11 protein-coding genes and 1 pseudogene are annotated in these 17,510 nt (G+C 50.3%); 11 read left to right on the plus strand and 1 reads right to left on the minus strand.

Annotation, left to right across the window (positions count from 1 at the left end; translation table 11 throughout):
• Position 1 precedes the first annotated feature (1 nt).
• The 8 genes and pseudogenes from PVOR_RS05465 to PVOR_RS05500 all read left to right on the plus strand — a co-directional run bounded on the left by PVOR_RS05465 (position 2) and on the right by PVOR_RS05500 (position 11,143).
• On the plus strand, positions 2–1,648 hold the full coding sequence (locus PVOR_RS05465) for a response regulator (RefSeq protein WP_006208105.1): 1,647 nt from the start codon (positions 2–4) through the stop codon (positions 1,646–1,648).
• 197 nt (positions 1,649–1,845) lie between these two features.
• Positions 1,846–3,417 carry an extracellular solute-binding protein gene (locus PVOR_RS05470; RefSeq protein ID WP_040680244.1) on the plus strand — a complete coding sequence of 524 codons (1,572 nt, stop codon included), beginning with the start codon at positions 1,846–1,848 and terminating at the stop codon, positions 3,415–3,417.
• Positions 3,418–3,450: 33 nt separating this feature from the next.
• Positions 3,451–4,413, plus strand: a complete 963-nt coding sequence (locus PVOR_RS05475) for an ABC transporter permease (protein WP_006208107.1) — start codon at positions 3,451–3,453, stop codon at positions 4,411–4,413.
• A gap of 16 nt (positions 4,414–4,429) precedes the next feature.
• Entirely contained in the window at positions 4,430–5,323 is an 894-nt protein-coding gene (locus tag PVOR_RS05480) for a carbohydrate ABC transporter permease (protein ID WP_006208108.1), read from the plus strand.
• Positions 5,324–5,391: 68 nt separating this feature from the next.
• Complete coding sequence (locus PVOR_RS05485) at positions 5,392–7,425, plus strand: alpha-L-arabinofuranosidase C-terminal domain-containing protein (protein ID WP_006208109.1); 2,034 nt, start codon at positions 5,392–5,394, stop codon at positions 7,423–7,425.
• A 239-nt stretch (positions 7,426–7,664) separates the two neighbouring features.
• Positions 7,665–8,158, plus strand: a pseudogene (locus tag PVOR_RS05490) (pyridoxamine 5'-phosphate oxidase family protein).
• Between the two features lie 538 nt (positions 8,159–8,696).
• Positions 8,697–9,995: a hemolysin family protein gene (locus tag PVOR_RS05495; protein WP_006208110.1), complete on the plus strand. Its 1,299-nt coding sequence runs from the start codon at positions 8,697–8,699 to the stop codon at positions 9,993–9,995.
• Between the two features lie 80 nt (positions 9,996–10,075).
• Positions 10,076–11,143, plus strand: coding sequence for a hemolysin family protein (locus PVOR_RS05500; RefSeq protein WP_006208111.1), 1,068 nt, complete (start codon positions 10,076–10,078; stop codon positions 11,141–11,143).
• A gap of 193 nt (positions 11,144–11,336) precedes the next feature.
• On the opposite strand, the gene PVOR_RS05505 is transcribed toward PVOR_RS05500, so the two are convergent.
• A complete protein-coding gene (locus tag PVOR_RS05505) occupies positions 11,337–14,459 on the minus strand; it encodes a glycoside hydrolase family 2 TIM barrel-domain containing protein (RefSeq protein ID WP_006208112.1) in 3,123 nt (1,040 codons plus the stop codon).
• 187 nt (positions 14,460–14,646) lie between these two features.
• On the opposite strand from PVOR_RS05505, the gene PVOR_RS05510 reads away from it, so the two are divergent.
• The 3 genes from PVOR_RS05510 to PVOR_RS05520 all read left to right on the plus strand — a co-directional run bounded on the left by PVOR_RS05510 (position 14,647) and on the right by PVOR_RS05520 (position 17,327).
• Positions 14,647–15,240, plus strand: a complete 594-nt coding sequence (locus PVOR_RS05510) for a TetR/AcrR family transcriptional regulator (protein ID WP_006208113.1) — start codon at positions 14,647–14,649, stop codon at positions 15,238–15,240.
• A gap of 25 nt (positions 15,241–15,265) precedes the next feature.
• Complete coding sequence (locus tag PVOR_RS05515) at positions 15,266–16,045, plus strand: alpha/beta fold hydrolase (RefSeq protein ID WP_006208114.1); 780 nt, start codon at positions 15,266–15,268, stop codon at positions 16,043–16,045.
• Between the two features lie 85 nt (positions 16,046–16,130).
• Complete coding sequence (locus PVOR_RS05520) at positions 16,131–17,327, plus strand: acyl-CoA dehydrogenase family protein (RefSeq protein ID WP_006208115.1); 1,197 nt, start codon at positions 16,131–16,133, stop codon at positions 17,325–17,327.
• Positions 17,328–17,510: the final 183 nt, after the last annotated feature.

The raw sequence follows: 17,510 nt of genomic DNA on the forward strand, positions 1-17,510 counted from the left end.
GATGTTTCAAGTGCTGCTTGTCGACGATGAGCCGCTGGTGCGGCATAATCTGTGGACGTTACTCGACTGGAATGAGCATGGATTTCAGCTGTGCGGCCAAGCGCATAACGGATTCATGGCTCTGGCGATGATGGAGCAGTCCCCTCCTCATATTGCAATTATTGACGTGAACATGCCCGGCATGAACGGTGTAGAGCTCAACCGAGCGATCAAAGAGCGCTTCCCGGCCATTAAGACCATCATGCTCAGCAGCTTTGATGACTATGACTACGTGCGGGAGTCCCTGAAGAACGGGTCCATCGATTATGTATTGAAGCATCGGCTGGACGGGGCAACGCTGATCGCCATGCTGAATAAAGCGGTCCTGGCATTGCGGCAGGAGGATCGGCTGTTTAAAGAACGCATTGCCCGGCAGGCCCTGGAAGAGAGGATAAACCCTGTCCTGATCCGCGATTATGTTGTGCATTTAATCCGGGGAGGGATGGAAGCAAGCCTGGAGTCAGAAACCTTCTCCCAGCGGAATAACCTGTATCCCCAGACCTTCAGTTATACGGCTGCGGCTGTGCAGATTATCCCGTTTCGGCTGCTGACGGAATCGTACAGCGATGTGCAAACGAATCGGCTGGTTCAGCAGGTAGTGGATATGATGCAGCAGAGTTTGGGGGATATCCATGAGCGGACGGCAGCTTATGTGGAGGATGGGCGGTTTGTTGTTGTGTTTGCGAACAAGGAACGAAGTGAATTTGCCGTGATGAGCGAGGCAGATGGACGAATAAGGAAGATTCAGCACGCCCTTGAATTATTCCTCAATTTAAGATGCGTAACCGCTATAGGACATGTGTGCACCAGCTTATCCCAGCTTGGATCCAGTTACAGCTCAGCTGAGCGAGAACTAGATGCTTCATCCGTCAAGGTGCCGTTCGCCGAGAATACGCCGCCAAGGATAATGGACCACGCTGTCGGATTTGCCGGAGGGTACAAAGAGCGCGTTTCTTTGACGATCGAAGAGCACAAGCAGCTTCTGCTCTCCATCGAAAGACTGGACACCCAAGATGTGCAGGCTTTAATTTCATCCATATTTGCTTCGATCTCCCATCAGCCAATCCATTCGCATACGGTTCAGATCATTGTCAGTGAGCTGATGCAGACCGGTGATAAGGCATTGAAAACATGGATGCCATCCATTGAAGCAGCAGGGGACAGGCTTCCTGCAAGAACCGAACTCGGAAGGATGGGTAGTGTCGGGGAATTGGAGCAGTGGCTGTTATCCTTCTATGCCGACTTGCTGGGCCTGCTGAAGCAGCACCGTGTGAGCGGGGCATATTCTCGTCATGTCACGCAAGCCATCCACTTCATCCTGGAGAGATATCCGGGGTATGTCACATTGGAGCTAGCGGCAGGCGCCATCGGGTTGAACTCATCCTACTTAAGCCGAATTTTCAAGGAGGAGACGCAGCGGACCTTCTCGGAATACTTGAATCGGGTACGAATCGACGCAGGGTGTAAACTGATGGAAAGCGGGCGCTATACCATCAAGGAAATCAGCAATCAAGTGGGGTTTACGACTCATAACTATTTTTTTAAAGTGTTCAAGGAGATTACGGGAATGACACCGCAAGAGTACTTGAACAGTCTGGGAAAAGGATAAGAGAAAAACCAAGCATTCGGATCGGCAGAAACCGTGTTTCGGAAGCAGCCAGTATAAAAAAACCGTAAAATATGTGGAGTAAATGATCATATTATTGTAATTGGCTGCCAGGGCCGTTGAATTATAATAATCACACACCAACGGTAAACGCTTACACTAAGCGTGTGGTGATTAAGAAATGTGGGGGTCACCTATTCATGCGTAAACACTGGGGAAGAAACGCGATCATGACCATGATCGTTTCCAGCTTGATGCTGGCCGGATGCAGTTCAGATGGAGGTTCGAAGAAGGAAGCCGCACCCGAAGGTTCGGAGAATATCGTTCACACCACGGGATTTCCGATCGTAGAGCAGGCGGTGGAACTCAAGATGTTCACCCGGATTGCCCCCGTTAATGGTCCGTTTAAGGAGATGCCGGTTTTTCAGGATTACGAGAAATTGAGCAATGTAAAGGTGGAGTTCATCGAAGCGCCGACAGACGGCTTCCAGGAGAAGAAAAACCTGCTGTTCGCGTCGAATGAGCTGCCCGATGCGCTGTTCCGTTCGGGGCTATCGCCGCTTGAAACCGTCCGCTACGGGTCGGCAGGCCAATTGATCCCGCTGGAAGGACTTATCGATGAATACGCTCCGAACCTGAAGAAATGGATGGAGGAATATCCCGAAATCCGCTCGGGCATCACAACGCCGGAGGGCCACATTTATGCGATTCCGGGCATCGTCACGCTAGGCGCGGCGCGTACGGATAAGAAATGGATTAATCAGAAATGGCTGGATAAGCTGAATTTGGAGGTGCCGGAGACAACCGAAGAACTGTATCAGGTGCTGCTTGCTTTCCGTGACGGGGACCCGAACGGCAACGGCAAGCAGGATGAGATTCCGATGACTGCCCGAATCGGGTTATCGGTTGTGAGCGCGATGAGCGGATCGTTCGGACTGGACACACAGCTCGGCTACAACATCAACATTGAAGATGACAAGGTAAGCATCTGGATGGGTAGCGACAAGAATAAAGAGATGCTGATGTATCTAAACAAGCTTTACAAGGAAAAGCTTCTGGATCCCGAGATATTCTCGCATACTGAAGCGCAATATTTGGCCAAGCAGGGATCAGGGAATGCGGGATTCTTCTTTGACCAGACAAACAACAACTTTTTGTCAATCCAGGATCAATATACCGGGATCGCGCCTCCGGCAGGGCCTGACGGAGACCGGATGCAAAGTCAGGCGCTGCCGATTGCGCGGGATTTTGGAGCTTTTGCCATCACGTCCGTCAATAAATACCCAGAAGTCACGATGCGCTGGATCGATTACTTCTATAGCGACGAAGGATCTACCCTTCTCCGGTTCGGCAGAGAAGGAGAGCATTACGAGATGAAGGACGGAATTCCCTACTATACAGAGGATTTCTTGAAGGATATTACCAACCAGGCAAAAATCACGCCTTACGCCGGAGGAGGAGCGCCTCATCTCATCAGCGAGCAGGTCGCCTCTTTCATCAATCCGCCGCAGGTACAGGAGGCGCAGCAGAAGCTGGATCCATTCATGCCGGAGGTTCGCTACGCGGCTCCCATGTTTGACGAGCAAACCGCTCAGCAAGTGAACATTCTGCGTAACGATATCGATAAATACTACGAAGAGCAGAGCACGAAATTCATTGTGGGCGCGCTTAGCTTCGACAAGTGGGAACAATTCCAGTCTACGCTGAAGAAGATGAAAATCGATGAGCTGGAGAAGTTGTATCAGGATGCTTATGACAAGATGCAGAAATAATGCTGCCACATCATGGATAAGGAGTGGATGCCCATGAAGAGTGTCAAAGCCGATACAACGATCACTATGCCTCCAGGTCAACGAAGGCGAGGTCCCCGCTTGCTAAGACAAATGGCCAAAAGGTATGACCTGTACCTCATGCTGCTTGTGCCGGTCGTCTGGTATCTGGTTTTTCACTATGGTCCGTTGTACGGGCTGCAAATTGCGTTTAAGAATTTCAACCCGGCCAAGGGAATCCTTGGGAGCAGCTGGGAGGGCTTCGGGCATTTCGAACGCTTCTTCGATTCGTATTATTTCTGGAGGCTGCTGTGGAATACGTTGTCCATTAATCTGTTCTCGCTGTTGATCGCTTTTCCGATTCCCATCTTGCTGGCGTTGATCATTAATGAAATTCGTAACAAGACCTTCAGCAAATGGCTGCAGAACATTACGTATATTCCGCACTTTATTTCCGTAGTTGTGATTGTCGGCATATTGAATGTATTCCTCTCGCCTACCAGCGGTCCGGTCAATCTGCTGATCGAGGCAATGGGAGGCACGCCGGTCCGTTTTATGGAGGAAGCCGGCTGGTTTAAGACCATTTTTATCGGCTCTAACATATGGCAGAACATGGGCTGGCAGTCCATTATCTACATTGCGGCATTGAGCGGGGTGAACCCGCAGCTTTATGAGGCTGCCAAGATGGACGGAGCGACAAGGCTGAAGCGGATTTGGCATATATCCTTACCCGGCATCGCTCCTGTTGTTATCATTCTGCTGATTTTGGATATCGGCCATTTCATGAACATTGGCTTTGAGAAAATTTTGCTGATGCAAAATAATTTGAATCTCGAATCGAGTGATGTCATTTCCACGTTTGTTTACACGACAGGCATTTTAAAGGGAGAGTACAGTTACACGGCAGCAATCGGGCTGTTTAATTCGATCATCAACCTGATTTTGCTGCTGCTTGTAAACCGAATTGCGCGTAAAACGTCGGAGACGAGTTTATGGTAAAGGGGGAAAACGCGACATGTCCAAGCCATCGACCATAAAAAGAACCTCGGATGAATGGGTATTCGATGTGATCATTTACGCGGTCGCCGCCATCATTATTCTCATTGTGCTGTATCCGTTAATCTTTATTGTCAGCGCTTCGTTCAGTGATCCGGCAAGGGTGCTGAACGGGGAGGTTTGGCTGCTGCCCAAGAGCGTAACGCTCGATGCCTACACGAATATTTTGCATAACGATAAGATTTGGATCGGTTACCGCAATACGATCTTCTATACGATTGTAGGGACGGTAATTAATATCATCATGACGATACTGGCAGCGTACCCGCTATCGAGACCTGACCTTCCAGGACGCAATACGATTATGGTGTTTATCACCCTGACCATGTTTTTCAGCGGAGGGCTGATTCCGACCTACCTGTTGGTCAAGGATCTGGGAATGGTCGATACGATGTGGGCATTGATTGTTCCCGGTGCCATCGCGACCTACAATCTGATCGTGATGAGAACGTATTTCCAATCGAGCATTCCGTGGGAGCTGCAGGAGGCTGCCCATATCGATGGATGTTCCAACTGGAGGCTGCTGCTGAGCATCATCCTGCCCTTATCCAAGCCGATTCTGGCGGTCATGGTGCTGTTCTATGCGGTAGGACACTGGAATTCATTTTTTAATGCGCTCATCTATATTCGTAACGAGAATTTGCATCCGCTTCAGCTGGTGCTCCGCGAAATTCTGCTGATTAGTCAATCTGATGCGGTGGACGGCAGCATTGGTTTGGAAGACAAAATCCTGCTTGCCGAGAGCATTAAATACGCGGTCATTATTGTCTCCAGTTTGCCTGTACTGCTTATGTATCCGTTTGTGCAAAGGCATTTTGTTAAAGGCGTCATGATTGGCTCGGTAAAAGGGTGAGCTCAGCTCACATGCCATTTTCGCACGAATTAATTCCCCTAATATATCACGCTTATGGAGGATTTATCTTGAAAACAAACGCCAAGATTACCATTGACTGCGTCAGGCCGAGCGAGCATACGGTCAACCCCTACCTGTTCGGACATTTCGTGGAGGATATACGGGACCATATGGAGGCCATGCTCGCATTTCCCTTGAAGGACATGGATTTCGAAAGCGAGACGGAATCAAAGACCGCGGTATCGGGAAGCTGGCGCTCGTATACCAACGGACGGAACACCAGGTATGCCATGGAGGCGCCGGCACCCAAGCATTCGGGCCGCGCCCAGCGCATCCGCATTCTGAGCGATGATGAGGCCTATGCCGGCATAACGCAGATCACATCGCTGCAAGGGCCGAAGGATTACACCGTTCGGATGGTTGCAAGGGCTTCCATCGAGCTTCGTTATTTGATGATCGAAGCGGTGGACCGGCGTACGGAAGAAACGCTGGGGCAGCTGCGGGTCGAGCTGAGCAGCCATAACTGGCAGGAATACGAGGGGCAGCTGTCCATAACCCGTGCTTGTGCGGATGCGGAAATTCGGGTGTATATCCCGGCCGGGCACCCAAGGTGGGTCGACCACGTATCCACCGGCATGCTCTGGATCGATCACGTCTCTATGCTGCCAGTAGACAGCATTGCCATGGTGAAGCGCGAAGTGGTAGACATGACCCGCGAGCTGAACGCGGGGATGATGCGACTGGCAGGCAATTATATCAGCGCGTACCATTGGGGGCATGGGATCGGCCCTGTTCTGGAGAGACCTGTCATGTACAACGAAGCGTGGGGAGGGTGGACCAGCAAATATTTCGGAACGGACGAATTCATCCGCTTTTGCCGCGAACTGCGGGTTGAGCCCCTCATTTGCGTGAACGATGGTTCCGGCACGCCAGAAGAGGCTGCCCAGTGGATCGAATACTGCAATGGAAGCGTGGATACACCGATGGGAGCTCTGCGAGCAAAGAATGGATCACCCGAGCCATACGATGTAAGGTACTGGGAGATTGGCAACGAGGTTTGGGGGCAATGGCAGGTCGGCACTTGCACAGCTGACAGGTTTGCGGAGCGGACGATATCGTTTGCCAAGGCCATGAAGGAGGCGGACGATTCCATCGTGCTGCTGGCCTGCGGGCATTATGATCAGGACTGGAATCAAACGGTCCTCGATCTGGCCGGTGAGTATATGGACTATCTGACACTGCATTTGTACCACGGCTACGGTCCCTTCGGCATGAACCGGGACACCCCGGCAGAGGACCGCTATAAAGCGATCGCCTCTTATCCCGAATGGACCCGGCATTATATCCGGCAGACGACGGAGCTTATTCGGTCCCAGTCGAAGCATAGCCACGTGAAGCTGGCGATCACCGAATACAACACGATGTACTATCCGAACACCGTAAGAAAAGGGCTGCCGAACGAACATACCTTGGGAGCAGCCGTGGCCAATGCCGCCAACCTGAATGAAATGATTCGTTGCAGCGATATGGTGCATATCGGCAGCTTCTCCGATCTAGTTAACGGCTGGCTGGGAGGATGCATCAGAGTGGGGGATTATTATGCCGACCAGTATTGCGGCAAAGAACCTGGCTGGAGCGGGCTTCCTCTCGAAATATACGGTACACCCACCTATGAAGTGTTAAAGCTTTACGCGAATCGGGATATCCGGCGAATCCTTCCTGTTAAGGCGGAATGCGGCACCTTCTCCGTGTCGTCACACAAGAAGACGCCTGTGGAGCTGGATGCGCTTCCGGATCTGGACATTGTGGCCGGTACGAATGACGACGGCAGCGTGATTACGCTGCTTATCGTGAACCGAAGCCTGGGGGAGGTTCGGGCCGAGCTTGAGCTGCAAGCTTTCGAAGCTTCCGGGGAAACAACCGTTTATGAAATTACCGGGAATTTTTACGATGATATCAATTCCGTATTCCAGCCTGAGCAAATCAAGTGTAAGGAATACGGGGTTTCGGCGGAGGAACTGCAGCGCGGTTACGCATTGCGTCCTTCCTCCATTTATGCGCTTGAATTCAGGGCGAAGCCCGAATCAGGTGGAGTGGAATAATCACCTAGGCTGGCTGTGACCATCAAGACTAAAGTATCTATTATAACCGAAGAGCCGTGACTGCGCTGACAGTCACGGCTCTTTTTTTGACATAAAGCCATTCGAAACTCGCCGCGGCCCGAAATGGAATGATACAGGCTGATCTTATCCAAGAATCAAGGAAAATGGTCTTCATTCATCGTTTAACTTATTTATGGGAAGTGTAATTAGAGACTAAACAGAAGGATGGGGTGATCAATATGTCAAACGGAACCGTCGTGAACCAGGAAGCCGTTGAGATTGTTAAGGATATTATCAAGGATGTGGAAACCGCGATGTTCTCCACGATATCGGAGGGTGGGATCAATTCCCGGCCGATGCAGACACAGGATATTGAATTTGATGGGGACCTCTGGTTCTTAACGAAACGGGATACCAGCAAATATGCGGAAATCATGGCTAATCCCAACGTGAATATTGCTTATGTCGGCAAATCCTACGTATCGATTCGTGAACGGCTGAAGTTGTAGAGGATGTGGAACGGAAAAAAGCGCTCTGGAATGCAGCATACGAGAAGCTGCTGCAAACATCCTACGACGATCCCAACATGATTCGGATCAAGGTGAATACGGACACGGCAGAGTACTGGGAAACCGGAAATAAAACTAAAACGGTGAAGGCCTTTTTCAAAAAAATGGTGGGCCAGCAGCCGGAGGGCAACTCGGATATTAACAAAACCGTTGATCTTCATTAAGATCGGAAATAATTCAGTTATAAAAACCGCAGGATCAAGCCACGATCCTGCGGTTTTTTTTAGGAATTTTGGCTATGGTCATGACTGTCCTCTAGTAACGGATCGATATGTATGCGGGCAAGTCATCAGCTCATACGTATTGATAGATAAATGGTTTAAGAAGGAAGAAAGAGGGAACTTTAATACGTAAGAAGGCAGATTTACCCTGAAACCTATTTTAAACCCATAAATCAAGTGAGAATTGTGTGAATTAAACGGCAGAACATGTTCTAAACCATGACGTTCAACTGGATGGTTTGGCTCTGATTGTGTTATACTTTTTTCGTAATTATGAAAATTTACATTCGGAGAGGAGGTAGTACATTGGGAAGGCGTTATTGCAAATGGATCAAGTTACGGAACTAAAGGGTGTGACATCTTTTCTATTGGCTGCCTCTTCTGCCTGGGTATTTGTAATACATGATGTACTTGCTTCTGAATAACATTGAATACAGCCTTAATTAAATCTGGAGGTGAATCCCTCTTAAGAGGGAAATCATTGGACATTATTACCATCACTAATTTATTCATACTTGCAGTTCTGATTGCATTGACAGCGTTTTTTGTGGCCTCTGAGTTTGCTGTTGTAAAAATTCGTATGTCTCGGATTGATCAATTAATTGCTGAAGGGAATAAAAAGGCGGTTGTGGCCAAAAAAGTAGCCGGCGACCTTGATTATTATCTATCGGCCTGCCAGCTCGGGATTACGGTAACGGCTCTCGGACTTGGAGCCATTGGTAAGCCTGCCGTTGAACGCATCATGTACCCGGTATTTGATCTCTTTAACGTATCGGCCTCAACGGCTTCGATTGCTTCCTACGCCATTGCCTTCATACTCGTGACATTTCTGCATGTCGTGGTTGGGGAAATGGCACCCAAGACGCTGGCAATCCAATTCTCGGAGAAGATGACCTTGCTGCTCGCTGCCCCGCTGTATGGGTTCGGGAAAATCATGAAACCATTCATTTGGGCATTGAATGGAGCATCACGAGTATTGCTGCGTTCCTTTGGCGTGAAGCCTGCTGGACATGAACAGGCTTACTCGGAAGACGAGCTGCGCATTATTATGACGCAAAGCTATCAGGGCGGCGAGATCAATCAGACCAAGCTGGCTTACATGGAGAACGTATTCTCATTCGATGAGCGTGTGACCAAGGATATCATGGTGCCGAGAACCGCTCTGGTTACCCTCGACAAGGATATGAAATACCCGGATATCGTCCGTATATTGGATGAACACAACTATACGCGATATCCTGTCATTGAAGAGGGCAGCAAGGACCGGGTGGTCGGCGTTGTCAACGTGAAGAAGATGCTGCCGCATATCGTGGCTGGACGGGAGCGCAAACTGACGGAATTTGTCCGGGACCTTCCTATCGTGCTTGAAGTTACGCCGATCCATGAAGCGATGTTGAAGATGCAGCAGGAACGTATGCATATGGCTCTGGTTATCGATGAATACGGCGGCACATCTGGGATATTGACCATGGAAGATATATTGGAAGAGATCGTTGGGGAGATTCGTGATGAATTCGATGCCGACGAAGTGGCGGATATCCGGAAGACCGGGGAACGTGAATACCTGATTAATGGACGGGTTCTCCTGGATGAGCTTGAGAAGCAGTTTGGACTGGTCTTCGAGAATCGTGAAGAGATGGATACGATTGGCGGCTGGATTCAGTATCAGAAAGGCACTACGGTTCAGGACGGCGATGAGATCAAGCAAGGCGAGCACGTATGGGTTGTATCGGAAACCGATAACTTGCAGATTAAACAAGTCATTCTAAGACAAGCTTGAGATTGCGTGTTAAGGGCTTCTCGTTGATACATTCAGACCATCATTTTTTTGGAGGTGAATCCCTCGACTGAGGGAAATCATTGGACGGAATAATCGTGTTAAACTTATTTTTAGTAGCTGTGTTTATAGGACTGACAGCGTTCTTTGTCGGAGCCGAATTCGCGATATTGAAGGTACGGATGTCAAGAATCGATCAATTGATTGCAGAGGGTAATAAAAAAGCAGTCAAGGCCAAGAAGGTAGCACACGAGCTGGATTACTACTTGTCTGCCTGCCAGCTCGGGATAACCATAACGGCGCTCGTACTCGGAGCGCTGGGCGAACCGACGGTTGAGCGGATGCTCCATCCTCTGTTTGAGAGATTTGATGTGCCGGCTGCCATTGCAACCGTGCTCTCCTATGTCATTGCTCTTTCGATTATCACATTCCTGCACGTTGTCATCGGAGAATTGGCACCGAAAACATTGGCGATCCAATTTGCCGAGAAGATGACGCTGCTGCTGGCATCGCCTCTATACTGGTTCGGTAAAATCATGTACCCGTTTATCTATGCACTGAACGGAGCTTCGCGTCTTCTTCTTCGTATATTTGGCGTAAAGCCGGCTGGACATGAGACGGTCCATTCCGAGGAGGAGTTGAAGTGGATTGTGGATCAGAGCTACGAGAGCGGCGAGATCAACCAAACTGAGCTGGATTACCTGAAGAATATATTCGCTTTTGATGAGCGCACCTTACAGGAAATCATGATTCCTAGAGAGCGAATCATTACGGTGGAACAGGGCTGGCCGCTTGCTAAAATCATTGAGGTTCTGGGTGAGTATGATTATACCCGCTATCCGGTTGCCGAAGCAGGGAATGCCGATCGTTTCATCGGGTTTATCAACACCAAAGAGATGCTGACAGGCATTGCGGCTGGAAGGGACTGCGCCGTGCATGAATTTATTCATGAGATGCCGCGTCTTTCGGAATCGTCCTCAATCAAAGACGTCCTGATCAAGATGCAGCAATCCCGCGTCCACATGGCGATTGTAACGAATGAGTCGGGCGCTGCCGCCGGACTCGTGACGATGGAGGATATTCTGGAAGAAATCGTCGGGGATATCCGGGACGAATCGGATCGCAATGAGCTGCAAGGCGTACAGGCGTAAGTGATATAGGATTCGCAACCGATCAAGAAAAAGTAAATAACCATGCCCTCTTCCCTCCATTTGGGAGGTGAGAGGGCATTTTTTTGTTATATTCTCTATGTTTCTATCGGAATTCTCAGTGTGACCTGCGTTCTGGCCTCTGCGCAATATTCTGGCTGCTCAATGGGTCACGGTTAACCAGCATTCGTATATTTCACCCTTGGCTTGGCCTAATCGTGAATCCGAAGCTGTACGTACGGTTTGCAGGCAGGGTGAATTCCTCATGAATGGGCGCTCCCCAGCTGTCGTCGCCGCCTACACCCATCTGCTTGTAGTTGATGCGCAGGACGGTTTTATCGCTTGCGGGAAGTTTATAAGCATGGTCACAACGTTCCAGTTCATCCGGTGTCCACGGCAGAGCGCATAACTCCATGAGCGATGGGCTTTCGAAGCGGAGGCCGACGCCGCTGCTTCCTGCGTTAAGGCTGGCGAAGCGGACATCCGTTTTATTCCCGCACTCTTGGGGTCTCAGATAGGGGACAAACTGATCCGCCACCTTCCCCGAATATCGGCCGATTTTGGCTCCGGTCTTCCGGTCCCAGTAATTCTCATGAGGTCCGCGGCCGTACCAGCGGAGGGTGTCCAGTTCGTTATCCAGCAGGAACAGCATGCCGATTTCCGGAATCTCGGGCAAGCCGCTGCCAGGAATGAAAGTTTCATGCACATGAAGCGTTCCGTCAGGGAAGATCCGATAGTCCAGGGTCAGGCTGGATATGGGGTGGGTCTCTATCTGATATTGACTGGAGACGATAACGGCAGGGCCCTCGGTTTGCCAGCTCAGCAATATCAGCTTCCGCTGATTATGGGCGGTTCTCCATACGCCGCAGCGTTCAGGGAGGCGGTTGCCCAGATCGTTATCGGTAACGGCCCGCCAGAAATTAGGTCTGACGGGAGCTCGCAAGTATTCCTTGCCGGACAGCGTGTAAGATGTCAGATCGCCGGTGATCTGGTTAAAGCGCAGCGAAACGGCAGACCCTGTGATGAGGAGGTCTTCTTCAGACTCGGTAACATCCAGCAAGGCATCCGTCTGCCCGTGAGTCCCGTGCTCCGATTTTTCCGTAACGTATGGCGTAAGAGCGAACTGTTCCCAGGCCTCTTCATGTCCGGCTGGCGCCCACTTGACGCTTTCCTTCCTCACGAGGGAGAGGGTAAGAATCGTTTCCTTTCCATAATGTTCCATAGGAAAGCAGGGAATCGAGAATTCGGTATGCTCGCCCGGAGGCAGGGAAAGCTGAAGTGTACCGGATTGGCTCTCTTCTCCGTTTAGTTGCACGTCCCATTGTACAAGATACTGATCCAGATTGGTAAACAAGAAGCGGTTGGTGACCCGAATCCGACCTGCGGCAGGATCGGTGCTTTCGAATTTGACGTTCTGATAGCATTTTTTCACTTCATCCAGCTTTGGCGTTTTGCTGCGGTCCGCGAAGATCAGGCCGTTCCCGCTGAAATTGCCGTCATGCGGCGTCTCGTTAAAATCCCCGCCATATGCAAGGTATTCTGTACCGTCCGGCGTCTGGGTGCGAATCGCTTGATCGATCCAATCCCATATGAAGGCTCCCTGTAAGATGTCATACTTCTCAAACAGCTCCCAATAGAGGTGAAGCCCGCCGCATGAATTGCCCATCGCGTGGCTGTACTCGCAAATAATGTAGGGCTTGCCCGGATTGCTGGTTGCATACTTCTCCACATCCTGCGGCTTGGCATACATGGTGGACTCGATATCGCTGGCGGCTTCGGATTCCCTGTAGTGGAATATCCCTTCATAATGAACCAGCCGCGATGGATCGACCTCCTTAAGGAAATCATGCATTGCTATGAAGTTGTCGCCGCCAAAAGACTCATTGCCTAATGACCAGATGAGGATGGAGGGGTGGTTCTTGTCTCGTTGAAACATCGAATTGCAGCGGTCCAATACGTTGTCGCGCCATTCGAGTTTGCTGCCCGGAACCGTATCCTTCAGTTCCTGCTGCCCATACACCCAGGTGCCGTGTGTCTCCAGATTCGTTTCATCGATGACATATAGGCCATATTCATCGCAAAGGTCATACCATATGGATTGATTCGGGTAATGGGACGTCCGTACCGCATTAATATTATGGGTCTTCATCAGTTCGATGTCGGTGATCATGTCCTCGCGGCTTAGAGCCCGTCCGGTATCAGGGGAGAACTCGTGCCGGTTGACACCCTTGAACAGAATGCGCTGCCCATTGATTTGCATCAATCCGTTTTTAAGCTCGAAGCGGCGGAAGCCCGTGCGGCAGCTAACGGCTCCGAGACATGCACCGTCTGAATCTTTCAATGCCAGAACTACAGTGTAGAGGCAGGGGGATTCCGCGCTCCATCGTTCAGGCTGATGAACGTCCATGCCCAGGGAGAAGGTGTCCTCATCAATAATGTAATCCGCGATGGTGAGTGATTGCTTCTGAACCAGTCGATGATCATGATCGTACAGCAGCGCCTCAAGCCGAAGGGTGTCCTTATCGATGGTTTCATTAAAATAATTCGTGATGGCTGCATCAATCTGCAATTCGGCATTCCGGTAATCATCATCGAGAATCGTCCGCACGAAGAAATCCGAGATATGAAGCGCAGGGACCGAATAGAGGTAGACGTCACGGAAGATGCCGCTAAGTCTCCAGAAATCCTGATCCTCAAGCCAGCTCGCATCGCACCATCGGTATACTTCAACAGCCAATTTGTTCCCGCCCTTGATCAGATAGGGAGTAATATCGAACTCGGCCGGTGTGAACGTATCTTCGCTATACCCGACCATTTCGCCGTTCACCCATACATAGAAAGCGGATTCAACACCTTGAAAGCTAATATAAACCGGCTGCCCCTCCCATGTATCGGGTACCGTGAATTCCCGGATGTAGGAGCCTACGGGATTATATCGGGTTGGCGCGAAGGGAGCTTTCAATTCAGGCTCCGAATCGGACCAAGGGTATCTGACATTCGTATATTGTGGATAGTCATAGCCTTGAAGCTGCCAATGGGAAGGGACGGGAATATCGGCCCAGCTACTGGAATCATAATCGGTTTCATGGAAATGGCGAATGCGTGCTTCCGGTGTTTCCGCAAAAGCGAATTTCCATGTCCCATTCAATGACTTATATAAGGGGGACAAGGAGTGGTCGTGGTTTAACGCTTCGGATTCGGATGGGAACGTCATCATATAAGCGTGTGCCTTGTGACGATTTAGCTGAAAGATATGGGGGTTATTATTCCATTCGGGATAACCGTTTGCAGGTGCCTGGTAAACGAACTTCGTACGCAATTTGCTCAGCTCCTCCTAGATTATGGTTTCCTTCTACTGACAGTATAGAGGTTAAACCCGCCTAAGAGAATAAGACATATTTCACGTTTCTAAGATAAGTGGCCGGGAATTAAGGGTTTACATGTAAAAAGGTCTATGAAATAATGATTAGTAAATAATCATTCACTAATTGATTGGAGTGTATTGGATGGTACGACCTCGCGAATTTCAAGACGAGGCCATATTTGATGGCGTCTACAGAGCGCTGTGCAAAAAAGGCTACGGTCAAGTAGCGTTAACGGATATCACGCATGAAATGCATATCTCGCCGGCAGCCTTAATGAAGAGATTCGGCTCGAAGAAGAATATGTTCCTGGCATACAGCGATTATGTCATTGAATTAACCCGGCAAGCCTTCCATGAGGCCAGCCTGTCTGATCAACCCAGAATCGATGCACTAAAGGCCGTGTTCAAGCACTCTACCTCACGTATGAGCCATCCCGTTGAATTGGCTAACCACACTTCCTTCTATTTGGAGAGTACGGCCGATCCCGATCTGCTGGAGAAGACGCAGTACCGGTTGCGGCTGATCGATGAGTTTACCCGGCAGATGCTGAACCAGGCGATAACAAACAACGAAATCATTCCATGTGATGTCGCTTCGCTCAGCAGGGTATTACAGGCTGCCATCAGCGGTGCCATGCTGATCTGGATTAAAGAGTCCAACCGGTCATTGGACGAACTGTTTGATGAGTGCTTTGATGTGATATTTGCCTCGTTAACAAACAGCGATAAGCCGTAATTTCATGAGTTGAAGGGGGAGCGTCATGCCAGTTTATAACGGAAGTGGAGTCGATTTGTATTATGAAGTACAAGGGGAAGGGAAGCCGCTTGTGTTTACGCACGGGGCCTCCTGGAATCATAAGCAATGGCGGCCGCAGATCGACTATTTCTCGCAAACTCATAGAACCGTCGTGTGGGATATTCGGGGACATGGTTCGTCTGCCCTGCCCGATGGACAAGTGAATTCGGAGGATTTTAGCCGGGATTTGGCGGATCTGCTGGATCATCTGAACATAGATAAAGCTATCCTATGCGGGTTATCTCTGGGCGGTCATATCTCGTTACAGACTGCAGTTCGCTATCCTGACAAGGTTGAAGCGCTGGTACTGATAGGCACTCCATTCACGAATGCGTTCAATTGGTTCGAGCGAATGTTTGTGCCCCTGAACCGTTGGTCGAGTTACCTCATGCCGATCTCTTTATCGGGGAAAATCCAGGGCAAGATGTTATCCAAATATAATAAGGACAATCAAGCCTATATCGAGGAAGCCTTCGGCTCCATAACGCATCGCGATTGGGTTCGGATATGGGATGCGGTTACCCGAATGGAGAGCAGGCAGGACTTGCACAAGATCCAGTGTCCAACATTGCTTCTTCAGGGCGAAAGCGACACGATGATCCGCAGGCAGCAGGAATACATGCTGGAGAGAATTTCGAATGCGCGATTGGAAATCATCCGGAACGCCCACCACGCCACGAATCTGGATAACCCGGATGAGGTGAATGAAGCCATCGCTTCATTTCTGGCAGGAAACGTTATTTAGCCCTTCATTGACACTCCAAAATAGGGTTGCTACAATTTTATGTATATAGCCATCGGAATAATGGGTTAATGAGGAGGGGACGACCTTGAATCGATTCGGTTCTACAGATCCATTCATACGTAATGAACGCGAAGCATGGATTGTTGCTCGGGCCGACCAGCTCGGAGCGAAATTCGCGGAAAGAGCACCCAAGCATGATCTGGAGGGATCGTTTCCGTTCGAGAATTTTGAAGACCTGAAGGCATCGGGTTATCTGAAGCTGACCGTGCCGGAATCCTTCGGCGGAGAAGAAGCCTCCGTCTACGAGATGGTGCTTGCCCAGGAAAGGCTTGCCCGAGGGGACGGGTCCACTGCGCTGGCCGTCGGCTGGCATATTGGGCAAATGCTGCAGCTGCGTCTTTCCGGTGCCTGGCCGGCGCCGTTATTTGAGAAGCTGTGCAAGGACGTTGTGGCCGAAGGCGTCGTCATGAATGAGCTGGCAAGCGAGCCTGCGACGGGAAGCCCCAGCCGGGGCGGAAGGCCGGAGACGACTGCACGGCGGGTGACGGGTGGCTGGAGCATTACGGGACGTAAAACCTTCAGCACCTTAAGTCCGATTTTGAAGCAGTTTGTTGTTACGGCGGGAATGGAGCACAGCGAGAAGGTTGGTGCATTTCTGGTTCGCAGCGGGCCCGGTGTCAAGGTTGAGGAGACCTGGAATACGCTGGGCATGCGGGCGACAGGAAGCCATGACGTGATTCTGGAGGATGTATTTGTGCCGGATGCGGAAGTGATCCGTGGACTTGATTATGAGAAACCTGAGGAACCCGTACCTACAGAAGGCGTCCTGCTTCACATACCGGCATGTTATATGGGGATTGCCTATGCCGCGCGCAATTTTGCTATCGATTTTGCACGACATCATAAACCGAATTCATTGACAGTCCCCATTGCGGAATTGCCGAATATTAAACGCCAGATCGCTCAAATCGAGGTGGATCTGCTCACAGCCCGAAGCTATTTGTATCAAACGGCCGACCGCTGGGACAAGGAAGTGGAGAACCGCGCTTCGCTAAAGCCCGAACTCGGTCTCGCCAAATACATCGTGACCAACGCAGCGGTTCGGATTGTAGATCAGGCTATGCGGATAGTCGGTGGATTAAGTCTATCCCGGAATCTCCCCTTGGAGAGAATGTACAGGGATGTTCGGGCAGGGCTTCATAACCCGCCAATGGACGACATGGTGCTGACTAACCTGGCCAATCGGGCCATTCAGGAAGCTGCGGATGAGGGGGATGAATGAAGGCCCTCCATAATAGGTTAGGCAATATGGAATTGCATGCTATATGATCATGAAGAGAATGGATGAACATGAACTGCCGGGAGGCCATCCCCGGCGGTTTTTTTGTGCAGGATCAGCTGGTTTTCTACGTTGTCGACCCCGCATTCAGCAAACCTTCAGCTAGGCCTAAGCCTGGCATAATCT

The organism is Paenibacillus vortex V453 (assembly GCF_000193415.1).
Classification (GTDB): Bacteria; Bacillota; Bacilli; order Paenibacillales; family Paenibacillaceae; genus Paenibacillus_AQ; species Paenibacillus_AQ glucanolyticus.

Excerpts from the sequence above, each read along its gene's own strand:
- PVOR_RS05465 (WP_006208105.1), top strand. The coding sequence starts at position 2 with ATGTTTCAAGTGCTGCTTGTCGACGATGAGCCGCTGGTGCGGCATAAT.
- PVOR_RS05470 (WP_040680244.1), top strand. The coding sequence starts at position 1,846 with ATGCGTAAACACTGGGGAAGAAACGCGATCATGACCATGATCGTTTCC.
- PVOR_RS05475 (WP_006208107.1), top strand. The coding sequence starts at position 3,451 with ATGAAGAGTGTCAAAGCCGATACAACGATCACTATGCCTCCAGGTCAA.
- PVOR_RS05480 (WP_006208108.1), top strand. The coding sequence starts at position 4,430 with ATGTCCAAGCCATCGACCATAAAAAGAACCTCGGATGAATGGGTATTC.
- PVOR_RS05510 (WP_006208113.1), top strand. The coding sequence starts at position 14,647 with ATGGTACGACCTCGCGAATTTCAAGACGAGGCCATATTTGATGGCGTC.
- PVOR_RS05515 (WP_006208114.1), top strand. The coding sequence starts at position 15,266 with ATGCCAGTTTATAACGGAAGTGGAGTCGATTTGTATTATGAAGTACAA.